Source organism: Nocardia sp. NPDC005745, assembly GCF_040630775.1.
In the GTDB taxonomy this organism is placed as follows: Bacteria; Actinomycetota; Actinomycetes; order Mycobacteriales; family Mycobacteriaceae; genus Nocardia.
In genome coordinates this window covers 1-17,677 of sequence record NZ_JBEXYF010000006.1, presented here as the reverse complement: position 1 = coordinate 17,677, position 17,677 = coordinate 1, and the positions used below count along the sequence as shown (strand labels likewise).

16 protein-coding genes are annotated in these 17,677 nt (G+C 65.4%); 6 read left to right on the top strand and 10 right to left on the bottom strand.

What is annotated here, in order from left to right; all coding sequences use genetic code 11:
- Positions 1-151 precede the first annotated feature (151 nt).
- Together ABZ420_RS08360 and ABZ420_RS08355 are read left to right on the top strand one after the other, a co-directional pair.
- Positions 152-2,986, top strand: a complete 2,835-nt coding sequence (locus tag ABZ420_RS08360) for a tetratricopeptide repeat protein (RefSeq protein WP_357118834.1) — start codon at positions 152-154, stop codon at positions 2,984-2,986.
- A 103-nt stretch (positions 2,987-3,089) separates the two neighbouring features.
- The gene (locus ABZ420_RS08355) at positions 3,090-3,551 is read left to right on the top strand and encodes a DUF6294 family protein (protein WP_357118831.1); all 462 of its coding nucleotides are present in this window, start codon (positions 3,090-3,092) and stop codon (positions 3,549-3,551) included.
- Between the two features lie 68 nt (positions 3,552-3,619).
- Here ABZ420_RS08355 and ABZ420_RS08350 read toward each other — a convergent pair whose 3' ends face one another.
- Complete coding sequence (locus tag ABZ420_RS08350) at positions 3,620-5,185, bottom strand: esterase-like activity of phytase family protein (RefSeq protein ID WP_357118828.1); 1,566 nt, start codon at positions 5,183-5,185, stop codon at positions 3,620-3,622.
- A 71-nt stretch (positions 5,186-5,256) separates the two neighbouring features.
- A complete protein-coding gene (locus ABZ420_RS08345; RefSeq protein ID WP_357118825.1) occupies positions 5,257-6,300 on the bottom strand; it encodes an HAD family hydrolase in 1,044 nt (347 codons plus the stop codon).
- Here ABZ420_RS08345 and ABZ420_RS08340 point away from each other — a divergent pair.
- Both ABZ420_RS08340 and ABZ420_RS08335 read left to right on the top strand, forming a co-directional pair.
- On the top strand, positions 6,262-6,756 hold the full coding sequence (locus ABZ420_RS08340) for a DUF1360 domain-containing protein (RefSeq protein WP_357118823.1): 495 nt from the start codon (positions 6,262-6,264) through the stop codon (positions 6,754-6,756). The two genes, ABZ420_RS08345 and ABZ420_RS08340, sit on opposite strands and share 39 nt — an antisense overlap.
- A 219-nt stretch (positions 6,757-6,975) precedes the next feature.
- Positions 6,976-7,377 (top strand): hypothetical protein, encoded by a 402-nt coding sequence (locus tag ABZ420_RS08335; protein ID WP_357118820.1) that lies wholly within the window; start codon positions 6,976-6,978, stop codon positions 7,375-7,377.
- Between the two features lie 39 nt (positions 7,378-7,416).
- Here ABZ420_RS08335 and ABZ420_RS08330 read toward each other — a convergent pair whose 3' ends face one another.
- Both ABZ420_RS08330 and ABZ420_RS08325 read right to left on the bottom strand, forming a co-directional pair.
- On the bottom strand, positions 7,417-7,626 hold the full coding sequence (locus tag ABZ420_RS08330; protein ID WP_040871865.1) for a TOBE domain-containing protein: 210 nt from the start codon (positions 7,624-7,626) through the stop codon (positions 7,417-7,419).
- Positions 7,627-7,677: 51 nt separating this feature from the next.
- The gene (locus tag ABZ420_RS08325; RefSeq protein WP_357118816.1) at positions 7,678-8,031 is read right to left on the bottom strand and encodes a hypothetical protein; all 354 of its coding nucleotides are present in this window, start codon (positions 8,029-8,031) and stop codon (positions 7,678-7,680) included.
- 553 nt (positions 8,032-8,584) lie between these two features.
- On the opposite strand from ABZ420_RS08325, the gene ABZ420_RS08320 reads away from it, so the two are divergent.
- A complete protein-coding gene (locus ABZ420_RS08320; protein ID WP_062977222.1) occupies positions 8,585-9,016 on the top strand; it encodes a hypothetical protein in 432 nt (143 codons plus the stop codon).
- 85 nt (positions 9,017-9,101) lie between these two features.
- Here ABZ420_RS08320 and ABZ420_RS08315 read toward each other — a convergent pair whose 3' ends face one another.
- From ABZ420_RS08315 to ABZ420_RS08300, 4 genes are all read right to left on the bottom strand, one after another.
- Entirely contained in the window at positions 9,102-9,725 is a 624-nt protein-coding gene (locus tag ABZ420_RS08315) for a hypothetical protein (RefSeq protein WP_357118813.1), read from the bottom strand.
- A gap of 412 nt (positions 9,726-10,137) precedes the next feature.
- Positions 10,138-10,677 (bottom strand): hypothetical protein, encoded by a 540-nt coding sequence (locus ABZ420_RS08310; protein ID WP_357118810.1) that lies wholly within the window; start codon positions 10,675-10,677, stop codon positions 10,138-10,140.
- 412 nt (positions 10,678-11,089) lie between these two features.
- Positions 11,090-11,839, bottom strand: coding sequence for an oxygenase MpaB family protein (locus tag ABZ420_RS08305; protein WP_357118807.1), 750 nt, complete (start codon positions 11,837-11,839; stop codon positions 11,090-11,092).
- Positions 11,840-11,874: 35 nt separating this feature from the next.
- Positions 11,875-12,735, bottom strand: a complete 861-nt coding sequence (locus tag ABZ420_RS08300) for an oxygenase MpaB family protein (protein WP_357118804.1) — start codon at positions 12,733-12,735, stop codon at positions 11,875-11,877.
- A 216-nt stretch (positions 12,736-12,951) separates the two neighbouring features.
- Between ABZ420_RS08300 and ABZ420_RS08295 the strand changes: the two genes are divergently transcribed.
- The gene (locus ABZ420_RS08295) at positions 12,952-14,601 is read left to right on the top strand and encodes an acyl-CoA synthetase (RefSeq protein ID WP_357118800.1); all 1,650 of its coding nucleotides are present in this window, start codon (positions 12,952-12,954) and stop codon (positions 14,599-14,601) included.
- On the opposite strand, the gene ABZ420_RS08290 is transcribed toward ABZ420_RS08295, so the two are convergent.
- Together ABZ420_RS08290 and ABZ420_RS08285 are read right to left on the bottom strand one after the other, a co-directional pair.
- The gene (locus ABZ420_RS08290; protein WP_357119412.1) at positions 14,602-16,314 is read right to left on the bottom strand and encodes an acyl-CoA dehydrogenase family protein; all 1,713 of its coding nucleotides are present in this window, start codon (positions 16,312-16,314) and stop codon (positions 14,602-14,604) included.
- Positions 16,315-16,489: 175 nt separating this feature from the next.
- Positions 16,490-17,404: a cutinase family protein gene (locus ABZ420_RS08285; RefSeq protein ID WP_357118797.1), complete on the bottom strand. Its 915-nt coding sequence runs from the start codon at positions 17,402-17,404 to the stop codon at positions 16,490-16,492.
- Between the last annotated feature and the right edge of the window lie 273 nt (positions 17,405-17,677).

Below are 17,677 nucleotides of genomic sequence, written 5' to 3'. Positions count from 1 at the left end.
CAGTCACCCCGCACCAGGTGCGGTGTCCCGGCTACAAGATCTTGACGGGTACAGCGGATCCTCGTCCGGACACGGTGTCCGGCATGTTCGGCACAGCCCTTACCGCCGAGCGCTGTTGTGCCCGTAGGTCGCCCTGCCCGATAGTTCTTCCATGGCGGAGAGGCTGGCTCTGGTTGTCGCGTCGGAGTGCGCGGCATTCCCGCGACTCGGGTTCACCGGTGAGCTGGCCGCGGCGCTATACGCGGCTTTCACCACTGCCGGCCATTGGCTACCGATCGGAGACGGACCCCTGGTCGACCCCACGGTCATCGAACTCAAGCGGCGCGTCAAAGCCGCGTTCCAGCAAGCCGACGAGCTGGGAGCGACGCTGTTGATCGCCTTCATCGGTCACGGGTTCACCGCCAACGACGAGGATTTCTATCTACTCGCCGCCGACTCGGAAATGCCTATGGACTCCGATTCGGGCTTCAACCTGGTCAATGCCGTAGCCGAGCAATTGGGCAACACGCGGGCACTGGACGGGCTCATCGTCCTCGTCGATGCGTGTGAAGCCGGTACCGGCGCGATCGGTGCGGGGAACCGCTGGGTGCGGATGCTGGAGAAGACCGCGGGACGAATGGAACTGCTGGTCGCATCGGACGACGGCAACGCATACGACGGATGTTTCAGTCGAACACTGCTGCGCACCTTCGATACCGGCCTACCCGGCAGCGGAACGAATCTGCTGTGCGCCGACCTCACACCGGAGCTGAGCAGCTCGTGCCAACGGCAGACCGCACGCCATTTGTCCTTCAACGGCACTCAGGTGCGCCGCGGGGACCAGGGCCTGTGGCTGGTGCCCAACCGGTCCCGTTCCAGAGACGCGGTGACCGGCAGACCCGCGGCGGGTTTGGTGGATCATCTGGTGCGCAGCGTCTCTTTGACCTCGCATGTGCAGGAGACCCTCGCCGACATCGTCGAAGCAGGCGGGGATCGATTGCAGGCGCTGATCGGACCGGCCGGGGCCGGGAAATCGACACTGATGTCGCTGCTCATCCGGCCGGGCCTGGTGGAGACGTTGGATTCGTTGACCGCCGAATTCATCACCGCGGCCGTCTTCCTGGACGTCACGAGCACCATCGAGTCGGTGCTTCTGGAACTGTGCGACCAACTCGGCGCACGGTTCGGCGCCGAATTCGACGCGGTCCGCCGCGCGGTGCGGGCGGAGCTGACCGACCTGGAGCGGTTCAGCGCCTTCGAAATCGAGATCGTGCGGCCACTGCATCGGATGCGGAAGGCGGGCCGACGCATCCGCATCCTCATCGACGGCCTCGACCAGCCGGAAGAGGGATGCCGCAGCAGCGTCCTCGCCGCCGTCGCCACGTTGACCACCGACGAACGGCTGCGCCACGTGCGGGTGATCGTCGGCATCCGGTCGGGTACCGACGTCGTGGATCATCCGGATATCGCGCATGCCCGCCGTGTCCACTTGCAACCACCCACCGTCCGAGAAGTTCTGGCGGAGGTGGTCCTCACCGAAGGCGCCATCCCCTACCAGCTCGACCGAACGCTGCACGAATTGCCCGACGAAGTACGCGGCGGATGGTTGATCCCGCGATTGATCACCGAGATCGATCGGCGCGATGCGAACATCGACGGCGCGGACCTGAGTTCTTTGGTGGCGACGAGGTTCCACGCGACCCGTCGGCGTCGGGTGCACGAAGGGATCGCGCTGCCGGTCGGCGCGCTGCTCGCAGCGGTCGGCGTCGGTCCGACCGCGCCCCTGCCGCTGGTCCGCGAAGCCCTCCAGCAGCTCGGGTGGCCGGTGCCGTTGCCGCGACTGCGCGACGTGGTGGTCGACCTCGGCGTGCTCGTCGCACGCGGCCATCCGGGTCTGGATAACGAAAGGGTCGGACTGTCACACGCGGCGTTCACCGGCCCGCTGCGACAGATCGTCTGCGCGCATTGGCCCACCGCACTGTTCGACGCGCACAGCGCACTCGCCGCCGCGTTCGACGTGGTAACCGGCTCGGATATCGATGCCTACGCGCACACCGCGGCGCCCCGACACTATCTGGCCAGCGAAAACTCCGCTCGCGCCGTAGCTTTCCTGGACGCCGCGGACACCCACCGGCGTCCGATCGACAATCGAGCGTCATGGGCCAACTGGCTGGTGGCCTTCCAAGAGACATTGCCGCCGGAACATCCGGACCTGTTGGCCGCCCGCGCCCGCTTGGCCCGATGGACCGGCGAGGCCGGTGAGCCGTTCGCGGCGCGCGCGATGTTCGCCGGGCTCGTCGAGGATTGCACCGCGATGTTCGGTCGCGACCATCCCCGAACTCTCCTGCCGCGCGTGCAACTCGCCAACTGGCACGTGCAGACGGGTGATCCCGAGGGGGCGGTGACAATGCTCACCGAGCTGCTGGACTTGGAGCGGGACGAACGGGAGAAGCTGCGGATCCGCGCCGATCTCGGCTTCAGTACCGGCCAAGCCGGTGACATCGTCGGTGCGCGTGATCAGTACACCGCCTTCCTACCGGAACTCGAAAGATTGCTCGGCCCGACTCATCCCGACGTACTGCGCTCCCGCGACCAGTACGCCCGATGGGTCGGCGAAGCCGGTGACCCGGAACGAGCGCGCCTGCAGTTGCTGGAACTCGTGCCGATCTGCGAAAGCGTGCTCGGACCAGAGCACACCGACACGATGTGGGCCAAGGACAATCTCGCCAGGTGGACCGCGGCCTGCGGCGACCCCGGTGGCGCCGCTCGTTTGTATCGCGAAGTGCTGGCCACGCGCGAGAAGGTTTCCGGCACAGAGCATCCGTTCACTCTCATGACCCGGCGAAACCTGGCCCAGTTCTACGCGGGGCACGGAAGCTACGCCGCCGCAGTGGAACTCGGTTCCGATCTACCGGAGATCTGGCGGCGGCTCTACGGCCCGAGTGACCGGGGAACCATCGACGTGACCAGGGATGTCGCAGAATGGACAGCCCGAATCGACCCGTGAGCAAGCGGCTCGGTGGGAGCAAGCCGACTTGACGGCTATTGACGATCACCGGACGGGTGCCGATAATTTTAGTCAGCTAGGCTGACTATTCCTGGGGAGCGCCATGATGACCGCAATGTATCGCCACGTCTTGATCCGGCTCGCCGTGTGCGTCGGCTTGGCCGCCGGAACCGCCGTCGCGTCGATGCCCGCCGCCCATGCCGATTCAGAGAAGGTCTTCACCTGGGACCACGACATCAGGGCCGGCGACTGCACGATGTTCCACGGCGCTCGCTGGATCTTGCACAACGACGGCATCGCGGAATTCCATGCTCTCGTCACCAGTGGTTCCGACAACGATGCCTGGCTCATGCACGCAGCCCTATTCGACGCGAACCACGTCTATCTCGGCAACATCATCAACGACAAGCCACCCGGCGGCGATATCGGCAAGTTCGTCATCAATCTGCCTTCCTCGGCTGTCCAATACCCCTGGGATATGGACAGAGAACATCACGACGAGAAAACCTATTCACCACAGGCATTTCAGGCCGTAGCCAGGATCGAGCTGCAGAACCACTGCTGAGCTACCCGCCACGGGACAGGGCGAACTCCCCTGGTGGTCCGAACTTCGGAGGTGTCGTGCAGCGCGATCTACTTCACCGTGATCGTGATCGTCCGCGCGTGCGTCTCGGCAGGTAGTGCGGTGGTGTCGACCATCAGCACCTCACCCGTGTCCTGCATGCCGTTGGCGAGGAGTTTCGCCTTCAGTCCGAACGGCGGCTGATCGCCGGTGGCGGCCTCGACGCCGAAGTCGCTGTCGGCGGCGATATAGAGGGTCTTGCCGCCGTCACGGGTGGCAACGCCCTCGATCTTGTCGTGGCCGAAGAACTTGCCGTCGGCGTTCAGGCCGTCCAGCAGGCCCCCGAGGTCCAGGCCGGCCTTCTTGGCGACGGGGATGACGCCCGCCTTCCGCAGCCTGGCGATGCCATCGGCGGTGGACCCGGCACCGACCAGGAGTTCCAGTGGCTTCCCGTCCACCAGCAGGCCCAGCCGCGGATCGTATTGCGCTCCCTCAACCTTCGCCTGCGGTCCGATATCGGTGGCACCGGTGATGTCGATGGTCCACAGCTTCTTCGCCTTGGGCGTTTTGTTTCCGTCGCGCTCGTCGACCAGGAAGGTGGTGGTGCTCAGCGCCGTGATCTCGGAGACCGCGAGCTTCTGCTTCGGCTCCTCCAGTGGATAGACGAATTCTCTCACCTCCCGGGTCTTCAGATCCACGGTGACGATCCGGGTCATGGGCACCTCGCGCGTCGACGCGACACCAGGCTCGTTCAATGCGCTCTGCATGATGCCGACCAGGGTGCCGCCGTCCGGCGTGACGGTGAGCCCCTCCATCCCCTGGTTGGGAGTGCGCAACGAAAGCTCTTCGGGCAGACCTCGGCCCGGCGCCAGCCGTTCCAGCTCGGTGCCTTCGGCGTCGAAATGCACAAGGAACGGCCCGTACTCGTCGGACACCCAGAAGCCGCCGTCGGGCATGGCGACCAGGCCCTCGGTGTCGAGGCCGTGATCAGTGGGCGGCAGGATGGCGCCGTTGAGGTCGCGCATGGTTTCGCCGGTGCCTGCGGATGTGTCGACCAGGCCGTTGAACGGCCGGCCCGCCGAGTTCTTCAAGGGGATGACGCTTTCCAGCACCGCCTTGGTGCCGACCAGCTTGAACTTGGCGATGCTGGGCGTGAATGCCGGTGCGGGAACGAGCTTCTCGTTCTTGCCCTTGCCGTCCACATTCGGCCCGCGGTCGGTGAGACCATAGAACTCGTCGGTCGATCCTGGGACCGGCGTGAACGCCGACCCATATCCGCTGCCCTGCAGGCTCACGCCACCGAACTCACCGAACGGCGGCATGTCGGGGGTGAACAACTTCACGGCGTCGGTGGTGGTCACGGTGATGCTGTCGGACCCGGTGTATCCGGCCGCCGGCGTGTACACCACCGCACCGTCGGTACGCCGGGTGATCGCGCCGTGCTGCGGATCGGCGATCCCGACCGCGGCGCTGCCGCCGGTTTCGGCCAGCAGATCGTCCAGCGAGATCACCAAGGGCTGATCTCTGGTGGCGGTGAAGTCCGCCTCCGCGTTCGATGACGAGCAAGCCGACAGAACGGCGGTCGCGCACACGGCGACCATGACGAGTGGGCTTCGGGTCCCGTGGTGCGTTCTCATCAGCGATACGTACCGTCCGGGCCCGATCATCAGTTGGCCTCGAGCTGAACATGAGCCGTCGATCCCCGCAATCATCCGATCATTCTGCCGTGACGCCGGCCTCGGGGAGAGTGGACGCCGCGCGCGGTGGTGCGCGCCGCGGCCGGCCAGGTAGTCCGGCGCTCCGCTACGCCGGCGAACCCCTCCGCACCGGGGACATCGGATCCGCCGGGCACATGATCGGCACCGAGGGCGTTGCTGACCAGGTGGAGTTGACGCCGCTGAGGATCGGTCAACGAAGGGACGAGCAGGGTCGGCATCCCGACCTCTACGGCTGCGCCATCGCGAGAAGGCCGGTCTCCGACCATGAGGGTTTCCTCGGGGCGAGTGCCGAGTTGCTCGCACGTCAGGCGGAATATGGCAGGGTCGGGCTTCTGGATCCCGTGCTCGTTCGACAGGACGAAAGTTTCGATCGAATCGGACAGCCCCGCCTCGGCGAAGAAGGGCCGGATGTCGAAGTGAATGTTGCTGAGCACGCCTATCTTGTAGCCCTCCTCGAACAGAGCAGTGAGAGTAGCCGCGGCGTCGGCAGCGAAATGGTTGTAAGTCGGGTCGGAATCCACTGCGAAAAGCGCGTCGGAGAGTTCGGTGTCGAGTCCGGCGTCCGCGAAGACCGCGTAGTAGGTCTCCCGGTGACGAGCGGCGCTCGTGTTTCCCTGCGGTGATTGCAGGCGGTTCGGTTGGCCGGCGGCTGTTCGAATCTCCTGGAGAAGGGCGATGGCGGCGTCGTCGTCGTGTCTACGACCGGCCCGTCGCAGTGCTTCCTGCGTCCAGCGTTGGGGGGAAAGTTCTGAGACGAGAGTGCCTCGCCAGTCGAAGACGACAGCGCGGAGGTCGTGCGAGTGCGAACCAGAAGATGGCATGGAGGTGAAGGCTATCGGCGAATGGCGCTGAAACCGGCATCCAGATCCGAGCCCGGCTGCCTTCCGCCACGCGGCGTGCCGGTCTCGAATCGGACGAATATGGCGTAGTGCATCGGCGGTCAGGTTCAGGACAGTTTCGGGAGTCAGAGCCGCTCGTGCGGGTATGCCCGCTGCATGACCGCAGTCGATGGGCGCCCCGAGACCGACATCCAACGCTCGATGAGCGGCTACCTCGCCACGATGGCGATGTTCGGCATCACCGTGAGCGTGGTCGCTCTGCTCGGCAGGCTGACCCACCGGCAACTGCCGCGGGCCATGAGCGTGCAGGAGCTGGTCGTCACCGCGGTCGCCGCACACAAGCTGTCGCGTACCGCGACCAAGGACACGATCACCGCACCCCTACGCGCCCCGTTCACCCGCCCCACCGGCGACGGAGGCCCCGGCGAGGTGATGGAGCAACCCAAGGCCGCCGACGGGTGGAAGCACAGCATCGGAGAGCTGCTCAGCTGCCCGTTCTGCTTCGACGTCTGGGTGATCACCGGCTTCACCATCGGTCACGTGTTCGCGCCCCGCGCCACCCGCATGGTCGCCGACGCCTTGGCCGCGTTGACCGGCGCGGACTTCCTCCACCTCGCCTACGCCAGCGCGCAACAGCTCGCCCAGCGATAGCACTGCGAGCGCTCCGGAGCCCGGGCGAACAGCGAGTAACGCGCCGAAACCCTCGACAAAGATGCCGAAGGGGGGTGGCAGCGACCGCCCGGGCGACCTCCACTGATAAGACGGTGCGATCGCGCCCAGAAAATTTTCGCAGATATAGTGAATCCTGTTGCACCGAAGCCCTGCGCCGGTGAACCGTTGCGCTGCGCATCCGACACCGACGGGTCCGACATGCTCTTCATCCGATACCAGGCGGAAACGCCCAACCGTCACGGCCGGTACCCCGGAGTCTTCGCATTGGTCAACGGCCTGGCTTGGGCGGGGCGCCTCACCGCACAGCAAGCGCAGTTCCGGCGCCGTGAAAATGACTGGTACCACGATAATCTCGTCGATCCCGGACGCCTCGATCCCTCGCCCTACGACCGAGGCCGCCATCCGAAAGCCGAAGCGTGGTTCAAGTCCTCGGCCACTCATTTGATCGCACGCGTGAACGGCTATCTCGCGATTCTGGACGCCCACGACATCGAATGGTCCCGCCTGAGCTCCGATGCTCCGGGCCGGATCATCTACGACGATCCCTACCAGGTCGTCGTGGAGCGCCGGCGGCACCCGGCAGGCCGAGAAGTCGGGTGAGCCCGTGCGGCCGGATTCGCCGGTCCGGCAGCAGCGCGATTATTCGACGCCGAGCGCCACCTCTGTCGCTTTGATGAGGACTTTGACGGCTGAGCCCTCGGTGAGTTCCAGGTCGTCGACCGCGTCTCGGGTGATCGAGGAGGTGATCTCGTCACCCCCGGTGAGCCGGACACGGACCACGGCCATTGCTTCGCCGCGGGTGATGGAGATGACGGTGCCGTCGAGTTGATTGCGGGTGGATAGCTGCATGTCGGTGATGGTACGCAGGCCAATCGCGGTTGGGCGGGCGATCTCGATGTGTCACCGTTGAATGCCCCCGGTGACCGGTTGCGCCGCCAGCTTCTCCACCACGGCAAGCAGGTCGTCCAGCAGGGCGCGTGTCCCCTCCATCAGCGCGACGGCCTCACGCGTCATGGTGTTCACTTCCGCGAGCCGCTGGTCCACCGCCGCGAGGGTGGTCCGAGACGCCACCATTGTGTGCGCTGCCGTGGTCAACGTGGTGCTGACGACGTCGAGGGTCGCCTCGGTCCTGGCGAACGTATCCTCCACCCGGCACAAGACCGATTCGACGTCGACGAGAGTTCGCTCCGCCCGGCCGACCATCTCGAACGGCCCCTTCGTCAGCAGTCCCATGGCGTCTTTCGTCCTTCCCATCTCAGCCCACTATCCGCTGCGCGGCACCGTGGACGCCCACGCACACCCGGCCGGTAACGCTGCACCGCCGACGGCTCGTAGTCGCGCCGATTCAATCGGCGAAACCACAGCTGGAATGCCACTGTTCGAGCACGGTCCACGGGACCATTCGTCGACGACCGGCCGGTCACGCACGGCATCGCGACTGTGTATGCCAATGCTTCTACCTATTCCGTAGTAAAGATGCAGCGATCGGCCCAACCGTCGCAGTCTCACAAATTATACTGACGTATAATAATTATGCTTCGGCAAACGCGGTACTGCGGCTCAAAATATGACTCAAGTCACACCCGTGGCACCCGCCGTCCGGCCACGCGTAAGCCGTAACCTGCACGCCCCGTAGACGAGTTGCGTACGGACTCGCCGATACGCCACAGGATTGCCCCGTCGAGCACCCGCCGAGTTCGATCGCACCGACGCAAGAGCCGAGCGCGGTGCGCGCCATGATCGAACGGTTATGCTGTAGCATAACCGCCTATCGAAGAAGAGTTCGAGTCGAGAAGGAGCGCGCGGTATGGGCAATGGCGCCTTCTCCGACCGGCTCGAGTACTTGTTCCGAACGATGCCGAACCCCGAAGGCAGACGCTATACCGCCGACGAGATAGCGCGGCGCGCCACCGACCTCGGCTACCCGATTTCCGCGGTATACGTCGCGCAGTTGCGTTCCGGGCTGAAGCAGAACCCCTCACTCAAACATGCCACCGGCCTGGCCGCGGCGTTCGACGTGGACATTCGATTCTTCACCGATGAGGAAGCCTGGCAGCGCGGCCGCCAAGAGATCGAATACCTGCGCCTGAGCACGGCACCCGGCCTCGAAGCCGTGGCCTTCCGCGCGATGGACCTGTCCCAGCAGTCGTTGGCCTCGTTGATCGACTACCTGAAGTTCCTCCGCGTACAAGAAGGGCTTCCCCCGGACCCGCCGGATCTGCCTGAACCCCCATCGTGATGCGCAACGATGCCCGGGGCGCCTGTTCGACAGCAGTTCCGCCGCGAGCATCCCGGTAATCGCGGTCGGTGTGCGCCGGAGCCGGCTACCCGTCCGCGCGGTTTGCGCTCGGGACCGAAGGGGTTCGGGCGTCGAAAAGCTCTGCGGCAGTGAGTTCGTAGGCCGCGTGGCGGGAACTGTCGCGCGCCACGGCCCGGATCGATTCGTGGTCCAGCCGGTAGGCCGCGGCCAACGCAGGCGCTTCGCGTTGCAGCAGTCGTAGGGCGTCACTGACCTCGATCAACATATCGGTCACGCGCGTTTCCGCGCGCCTGCTCACGTGGGAGCGGAATCGCACCTGCGGGTAGCGTTGCGTCAGCCAATGGTGCAGGGGTGCGAGTCGTTCGATGTAGGAGCGGGCCAGTCGAGCGCTTCGAAGTATCCCCAGCACGACCGGACCGGTTGTGCCGACCACCAGCAGAACAGTCACCGCGACTTGGAACGAGATGGTGAGGCGTTGCGCCCACAGCGGCGGCATGGCCGGCCACAGACCGACGACGGCGAGCACCCAGATCTCGTACCCGACGAGCAGGACGCACACGCCTGCCAGCACACTCAAAAGGATTCGCCGCCATTGTCGCTCGCGCACACTGGCGCGAGCCGCCGCACCCGCCAAGGTGGACATCGCGTGGATCACCACAATCGCCTGGACAGCCCAGTACAGTTGCATTCGCGGACTCCCGGAGAATTCCCGCGCGAAACCCAGTCCATCCGGCTGCTGCGGCGAAGTCATGAAGAGCGATACCAGAACTACTCCGACAGACCCGTATACCGCGCGTGCCACAAGTACCCGTTGTCGCGTCGGCGGATCGGCTGACAAATGGTTTCGCCAGTACAGGGTGGTCAGGACTATTGCGGTCACAGCACACAGGTTGCTCAACAAGTATGCGGTGTTGACGTGGATAGGCGCGAACACGCCCTGGAAGGCTGGAGCGAGCAAGAGGTAGCTGAGCGCGACCAACCCGAGGATGGCGATGGGCCTCCATTGTCCCCGAGCCCCTTGCGGTGCCAGCTGCCATGCCAACGCGCCGACAACCACACCGATGAACACCGAGATCGCCCCGGCGAACTGTGCCACTCCCCTACTCGATCCGAGTGCGCGGAAAGCCCAGCGCCGCAAGCAACCCCGCAGACTCACCGGTACCTGCGTCACTCCACAGGATCGTGCGCAGGGTTTGCCTGGCGAAGTCCTCGGCTTCGCGCTCGCTCCCGGTGTCGTAGGCCGATCGGTATCTGACGTGCGCGAAGCGCGCGATGGCTGCGGGACCGAGTACGGAACACAGCGCCTGGCCCGCGTCGACCCGATGCTCGACCGAGGCGTGGCCGTACAGTATGTGGCCTGCTTCGTGCAGCACGGTGTTGATGCGGGCGATCTCGGGCAGGTCGGCATCGAATTCGATGAGATCTCCCGTGCCGGTGCGCAGCCACCTGCCCGCCACCGATGGCGGCAGAGTGGAGCTGGCGGCGATGCTGACCGGGATACCACTGGCGGAGGCCAGGATTCGGCCGAACGCGGTCAGTGTGAACGGTTGCAGCTGGGCGGTGCGCCGTTGAACTTCGATGCGTGTTCGACGCTGCGCGCGACGGGTCGAGTTCGATTTCCAAGTACGGATCGTCGCCACCGCCCATCCCTCGCCACACCCGGTCTGCATGATTCTCCCGCAGCACGGGTGTGAGCGTGAGGTGTCCGCGCCCCTGAATTTCCAGGGCATCTCGCGAGGGGTGTGTCGGGCGAGCTCGAGTGCGTGGTGGGCGGGGCGCCCGCCGAGGGGATCCGTGCAATCCTCACCCAGCCGCCCGCGACATCGAACAGGACCTCGCCGCGGCGAAGCCGGTCACCCGCCTGAGCTGACCGGCCGGCCGGCCGCGACACTTACTCCCTCGACCTGCTACGACGGCGTCAGCCGATTCTCGGTTGACTCAGGGGCGGAACTCGAGTGGGGCGCCGGGAAGTGGCATGGAGGCGATCTCGGTGTAGCGGCGTGCAGCTCCCCGCAGGCAGGGCGGCCGAAGGCCGGAGCGGCGACCCGCCTGTCATGCCGACGTCCCGATAGGCGCCGTTCGAGCGGGGTGGAGATACCTCAGGCGAGGCGGTGCGGCGCGTGCGAAGTTCCTCAGCATCGACGCATACACCCGCAGCGTGGGCCGGTCCGTCCGATGCTCCGGCACTTCGAGCAGATCACGCGCTCGCGGGTGCTGCATCGCTCGTACGACAGCGCTCGGCAACCCCCGTGGTATCCACGCGTCCGGGCGCAACACCTGTGGCGCCAGTCGCAGCGCGGCTGGGCCGGCCTGCAGCGCTGTCGTGCAGGTCTGTTCGACATAGTCGCGAAACTCCGGCAGCGTGCGCGGCGTATGCCGCGCGGAAATTCCGTAGCGGTCATACCATTCGACGCACTCGCCGTAGAGGCGCTCGCTTTCCGGGGGCGTCAGTGGACGAATGAAGGTGTTGATCGCGAAGAACAGCGTGTCGACATAGGTCGCATGCTGAAAGAAGAAGACATCCGGCCGCAGAGCGTGGTAGCGGGCGCCGAGATCATCGATGCCGTGTACGTGGGCGTGCCCCGCATGGATCAGCGACCGCAGATCACGGTCGGAGTAGGCGATCTGCACCATCGCGTTGACTGTGCGCCGCTTGTGCAACCACAGGCGGTAGGTCACGTGCTCGGTGAGCGCCGCGGCGATCGCAGGGTGCAGGATCTGCAGAGCCACCGCCCGGGGAAGCGCCAACGCGAAACGCCGGTCGCCGAGATATTTTCGCAGCAGCGGTAATGGCGGATCCACGGCTTCCGAGCCATTCCTACGACGCGGAACGGTCTTCACACCAACGGCTTCCCGAGCGCGCGCCGCCTGCGCATATCGTGGAGGTAAGTCTCGAACGGATACAACCGCCAGCGATCGGGAAGCACTCGCAGTACCAGACCGATCGAGCGCATCGTCACCTCGAAGATCCGCTGGCGGCGAGGGCTCCAAGCCAGCCCTAGTTCGTCGCGGAAATGTTGCGGGAGAAAGCCCGTAGTGAAGAACCGGTTCACCCGGCGGAACGCCCATCGCTCGAGGGGTCGGTAGGGCCCCAGATCGACGACTTCGTCGAGCAGATACGCCCGCACCTCGTCATCCAGGGTGAGATCCGACAGCTTCGAGTCCCAGTACCGCGCGAACGCCGCGCGGTCTCGCGGCCACAGCTCCGGTCGCATCTGCAACGTGGTTCCGAACCGGCTGGACTCCCGGTACACCTCGTCGGCCAGCTCCTCATCCGCCGGGCCGTACAGGTAGGTCAGGGAATCGATCGTGCCGCGGTAGAGGCACGCGGCGACCCACAACTGCAGTTCCGGATCGAAGGCGTTGTACTTCACCGGACTGTCGGGGCCGGATCGCACATAACGGTGCGACGTGTTCACCGCCGCACGATAGGCCGCCCTGTCTTCCTCGGTACCGAGCATCGCCACCGCCAGGTAGGTCAGGGTCGTGCGGCCGCGCTTGCGCGGATGCAGGGTGTACCGGCCGCTGTCGACCGTGCTCTCGACAACGCCGCGGCCGACCGGAGGGAAGCTCAGCTGCATGATCACGTTGGCCGGGCCGCCCAGCAGTGCCGCAGGGCCCGCCATGTAGCGGCGGCGGCGACCGAGATCCACATCGGGTGAGGTCAGCAGCGGTGCCGACGGTTCAGGACTGGACATGCCGAACTCCCGCGAGATATTGGTATAAGTTACAAATCATTCTCTCAACAACACGCACGATCGGCAACCACGAACCCACGGCAGCCCCGCTTGCACTCACGCATATGTGAACGCACATTCTTGCCATGCGATAGGCGTCATGAGGCGCAGGGGCGGTGTCGGCGGGATAGCGCGGACCCGGGTTCGATCGCCGATCGGCCCAACTGGAGGCATTCGATGACAAAGACACTGGGATCGCCGCTCGCGGCAGTCCGCTCGATAGCCGACCTGGCATCGGCGGCCGTCGTGCTCGCCAAGCGCGGGATGTTCGATCCGGCGCGCCCGGCCGAGACGATCCGCGTGATGCGTGAGGCTTCCGTGTACGGCCCGTTCGTCACCGTGCTGGCCCACGCCACCCGCCGCCATGGCGCCGCCCCCGCCATCGCCGATGAACGCGGAACACTCACCTTCGCTCAACTCGATCAGCAGTCGAACGCGCTGGCCCGAGGGCTCGTCGGCGCGGGGATAAGCTGCGGCACCGTCCTCGCGGCGCTGTGCCGCGACCACCGCGGAATGGTGTTGACGCTCTTGGCGGCCGGGAAGGTGGGCGCCCGCGTCGTATTGATGAACACCGGCTTCGCCGGGCCCCAACTCGCCGAGGTCGCCGAGCGGGAGAACGTCGGGGCGATCTTGCTCGACAGCGAATTCCTCCAATTGCTCGGCGCGGTTCCCGGATCGGTGCCGCGCATCCTGACCTGGGTGGACGAGGCCGACGCCGTCGAGGCGGAGACACCGACGGTCGACCTGCTCATCGCGGCGAACTCGACCGCGCCGCTGCCTGCCCCGAAACGCCCCGGCGGCATCGTCATTCTGACCAGTGGGACCACCGGCACGCCCAAAGGCGCCCCACGAGAAAAGGTCTCACCATTGCAATCGGCGCAATTCCTGCACCGGGTGCCGATGCCGCGCAACGACACCGTCGTGATGGCGGCCCCCATCTTCCATGGCACCGGTCTGTCGCAGTTCACTCTCGGCTGGGCGTTGGGCAACAAGATCGTCTTCCAGCAGCGCAAGTTCGATCCGCGACGAACCCTCGCCAACGTCGCCGATCATCGCGCCGCCACCTTGGTCGTCGTACCGACCATGCTGCAACGCATCCTCGACCTCGGCCCCGCCGTGCTCGAGCAGTACGACACGACATCACTGAAAGTCGTCTTCACCGCGGGATCACCCGTCTCGCCGGACCTCAGCAGGCGCACAGCCGACGCTTTCGGTGAGGTGCTGTACAACCTCTACGCCTCGACCGAAGTCGCGGTCGCCGCCGTGGCCACTCCGCACGACATGCGAGTGGCGCCGGGAACCGTCGGCAAACCTCCCGTGGGTTGCCGTGTCGCGCTCTACGACGCGCAACGCAACAAGATCACCACACCCGGCGAGGTGGGCACGATCTTCGTCTCGAGCGGACTCAGCTTCTCCGGCTACACCGACGGCCGGAACAAGGAAATCGTCGACGGGCTGCTGTCCAGCGGCGACGTCGGCCACTTCGACGCCGACGGCCGACTGTTCATCGACGGCCGCGACGACGACATGATCATCTCCGGCGGCGAGAACGTCTACCCACTGGAAGTGGAGAACCTGCTGGTCGACCGCCCCGACATCCTCGAAGCCGCAGTCGTGGGCGTCGAGGACGCGGACTTCGGAAAACGGTTGCGCGCCTTCGTCGTTCCCGCCGAGGATGCCGAGCGCGACCCACAGGAGATCAAGGACTACGTCAGAGCGAACCTCGCCCGCCACAAAGTTCCCCGCGAGGTGGTGTTCGTCGACGAGCTGCCGAGGAACGCCACCGGCAAGCTGATGCGGCGCAAACTCGAGGATGCCGACATATAGCTACGGGCTCATCTCGAATGCGCCCGCGTAGCTCATCACCTCGTCGTGCAGACGGGCGGTTCGCTGCTCGTCGACGACCGGTTTGCGCAGCACATTCAAGGCCCAATCCTGCTGCGCGGAGGTCGAGGAAGCCTTCGAGAACAGCCCGAGCGCGTAGGCCGAGAAGTCGCGCACGAATACCTCGAAGATGGAATCCACGATGTCTTCGGAGGTCCCGACGATCGCGGCCTGCTCCAGGATGAGCTGTCCGTAGGGCAGCAGCGTGAACAACTCCCCCACCGCCAATTGGAAGTCCGAGTCCTCCAACTGGGCCGGGGTCGGCGGCGCCTCCACCGGGAACCGGGTGAATCGCTCCGCCTGCTCGATGAAAAGGGCCACGTTGGGCAGGTGGCGGTAGTGCGCATAGGCCGACCGCCAGTCGGCGAATCGGACCTTTCCCAATCCCGCGGCGCCCGGCTGCCGGAACAGCGATTCGTCGTCGCCCGGATCCCGTCGTACCGGCACCGGAGGCAACTGCGCCGGATCGAAGAGGAAGTTCGGCATGAATTTCAGCGTGAGTGCCATATTGACATGGGCGGTGCCTTCCAGCCGTGGCATGGAGTCGATCGTGCCGCGGGCGGTCGCGAAGTAGCTGTCCTTCTCGAAACCCTTGGCGGAGATGACATCCGAGAGTTCCCGGAACACCCGCTCGGCCTCACGGGTGACCTTCATCTTGCCGATGGAATTGAACATCACGAAGCGGCGATCCTCCGGGGACGAGCATCGCATGTAATCGATCGCTCGTTCGTGGTAGAGCCGCATGCCGTTCATGCGAACGTAGCTGTCGGACAGGATCTGCCGAACCTGCCCGAAATCGGTGACGGGATGTCCGAACAGGATCTTGGCGCTCGCGTGGTTGATCGTCTCGTAGAAGCAGTGCTCCACGATCCCCAGCGCGACCATGCCGATATTGAATTTGCCGCAGTTGACCGCGGCGAGGGCGGAGTCGAATGCCTTTCGGCCCACGTGCAGTACGTCGTCGGTCGAGACGGGATAGTCCACCAGGTCGTAGGCGGAGACGAAATTCTGACCGTGGATGACGTTCTTGACCAGCCGATAGTTCGGGTGCTGGCTGTCGGCGATGAACCAGACGTAGGCGTCGGGACCTTCGAGGTCGGTGCGTCGGCCGATGGTCGGCACGATGCGGGCCACGTTGCCGTTGCCGATGTAGTACTTGCTGCCGGTGGCGGTGAACCCGCCCGTGCCGTCGGGGGTGAGCAGCATGTCGGTGGCGTAGATGTCGGCGCCGTGATCCTTTTCCGACAGCCCGAAGCCGATGATCCCGCCCCGGTCGAGTTCCTCGGCGGCACGCAGATGCGCTTTGCCGTTGGCGCTCTGCCAGATCGTGGCGAGACCGAGCGTGGAGACGCCCCACGCGTACCAGTACTGCGATCCGTAGAAACCGGTGATCTCGTTGAACCGGGAGATGAACGCGGTGTCCCAGCGCTTTTCCGGATCAGCGCCCGAGCTTGCCCGCGGGGTCGCCATGTAGGCGATGATCCGGCTCTCGGCGAGGAACCGCATCCAGTCGTCGTACCACTCCGCCCGGAACGCATCGCTGGTGAGCGCCTGCTTGCCCTTCTTCTCGAAGAAGTCGACCACCGACCGCAGCCGAGCCCTCGTGGCGGGGTCGAATTCCTCGAACGTCTCGGTTCTCGGGTTGAACAAGGCCATGACGAGGCCGCCTTTCGAAGTGATGGCAAGTGCCATCACTTTAGAACTGAAGGCAGCCGCCGTCAATCCGCGGATGGGGCTCGGAGCAGGCGGCGCACGCCTCGTCGATCGCGCGGACAACGCGACATCTCCGGTCACCGATATGGCCGTCGGCTACCCGGACAGCCGGGCAGACTCAGGGGCGGGCTTCCTCGATCAGGCGCTGCCGCAGCCAGGTCAGAGGGGTGAGCGAATCCGGGCCGAGGGTGTATGAGGGGTAACTCTGATGGATGCCGGATTTGAGGAAATCGTCGATCTGTTGCTTTCGCTGTTCGTAGGCGGAGGTGTTGATCTGGTCGGAGAGGAGGCCCAGGCCGCCCGCGGCCAGTGCGTCGCCGATGATTTCGGTCGCCTGTTGCTGATAGTTGCCGATTTTTCCTGGATCCGGATTCGAGAGTTGGACGAAGAAGCCGGCGATCCGTCCGGCGAAGTCGCCCTCGGGCATCGCGCAGTACAGATCACCCGCGGCGCAGAAGGTGTAGGTGCGCGGGGTGAGCCAGCCGAAACCTCCCGGGCGAGGTCCGGCCGCTCCGGCGCCCGGGACGGGCGGGCCGATCAGGTTGTCGCTGGGTGAGCGCCGAGGATCGGAGATGAGCCCGACCAGGACCACCCGGTGCGGCGGCATCACGCCCAGGCCGGTGCCGATCTCGGCCGCGAGATCACCCGCGGCATCCGCTCCCTGGCTGTAGCCGAGCAACGCGATCCGGGTGGCTTCGCACGCTTGCGCCATATCCGAGGCCAACGTGCGCGCTTTGTCGATCGCCTCTTGCTTGGAGCGGCCGTACACTTCGCTTTCCCAAGGGAACGCCGTCGCCGCGTAGGGAACATAGTCGACCTGGACGTCCCCGGGTAAACCGTTCAGGCTCGATGCGAGAATTCCTTTGCCCGGATCGGTACTGGATGTCTCCCACGTTCCGGGGATCGCCACGACATACAGGTCTGGGCAATGGCTCGGTGCGCCATCGGCAAAAGGTGCGACACCGAGTTGAACAGTAGCGGTTACCGCTGCGGCCACACACGCGGCGGCTATCGTCTTCCATCGGGTGAACATCGAATTCTCCGTGTTTCAAAAGCACCGAGGTCACGTGATCGAGATGGATTGCGGCGGACAGCGGGAATCACAGTACAGCCGGGACGCGCGCAACGTGCACCATTCTCCGGCATCCACACCGGAGGGCGGCGATGCGACACGGCATCGATCACACGCCACCTCGATGTCGCGGACGAGGGTCAGCGGTGTGGTTGGGTCATGTCCCGGTTCATGGTGGGCAGTTCGATACTGATCGGCATCCGCAACTCGGCCAGATACACCAACGCCGCCCGC

Coding starts and splice junctions, on each gene's coding strand:
- ABZ420_RS08285 (WP_357118797.1), bottom strand. CDS start 17,404: ATGTTCACCCGATGGAAGACGATAGCCGCCGCGTGTGTGGCCGCAGCG.
- ABZ420_RS08290 (WP_357119412.1), bottom strand. CDS start 16,314: ATGGCCTTGTTCAACCCGAGAACCGAGACGTTCGAGGAATTCGACCCC.
- ABZ420_RS08315 (WP_357118813.1), bottom strand. CDS start 9,725: ATGCAACTGTACTGGGCTGTCCAGGCGATTGTGGTGATCCACGCGATG.
- ABZ420_RS08350 (WP_357118828.1), bottom strand. CDS start 5,185: ATGAGAACGCACCACGGGACCCGAAGCCCACTCGTCATGGTCGCCGTG.
- ABZ420_RS08355 (WP_357118831.1), top strand. CDS start 3,090: ATGATGACCGCAATGTATCGCCACGTCTTGATCCGGCTCGCCGTGTGC.
- ABZ420_RS08295 (WP_357118800.1), top strand. CDS start 12,952: ATGACAAAGACACTGGGATCGCCGCTCGCGGCAGTCCGCTCGATAGCC.
- ABZ420_RS08330 (WP_040871865.1), bottom strand. CDS start 7,626: ATGCAGCTATCCACCCGCAATCAACTCGACGGCACCGTCATCTCCATC.
- ABZ420_RS08335 (WP_357118820.1), top strand. CDS start 6,976: ATGCTCTTCATCCGATACCAGGCGGAAACGCCCAACCGTCACGGCCGG.
- ABZ420_RS08360 (WP_357118834.1), top strand. CDS start 152: ATGGCGGAGAGGCTGGCTCTGGTTGTCGCGTCGGAGTGCGCGGCATTC.
- ABZ420_RS08320 (WP_062977222.1), top strand. CDS start 8,585: ATGGGCAATGGCGCCTTCTCCGACCGGCTCGAGTACTTGTTCCGAACG.
- ABZ420_RS08300 (WP_357118804.1), bottom strand. CDS start 12,735: ATGTCCAGTCCTGAACCGTCGGCACCGCTGCTGACCTCACCCGATGTG.
- ABZ420_RS08340 (WP_357118823.1), top strand. CDS start 6,262: ATGACCGCAGTCGATGGGCGCCCCGAGACCGACATCCAACGCTCGATG.
- ABZ420_RS08325 (WP_357118816.1), bottom strand. CDS start 8,031: ATGGGAAGGACGAAAGACGCCATGGGACTGCTGACGAAGGGGCCGTTC.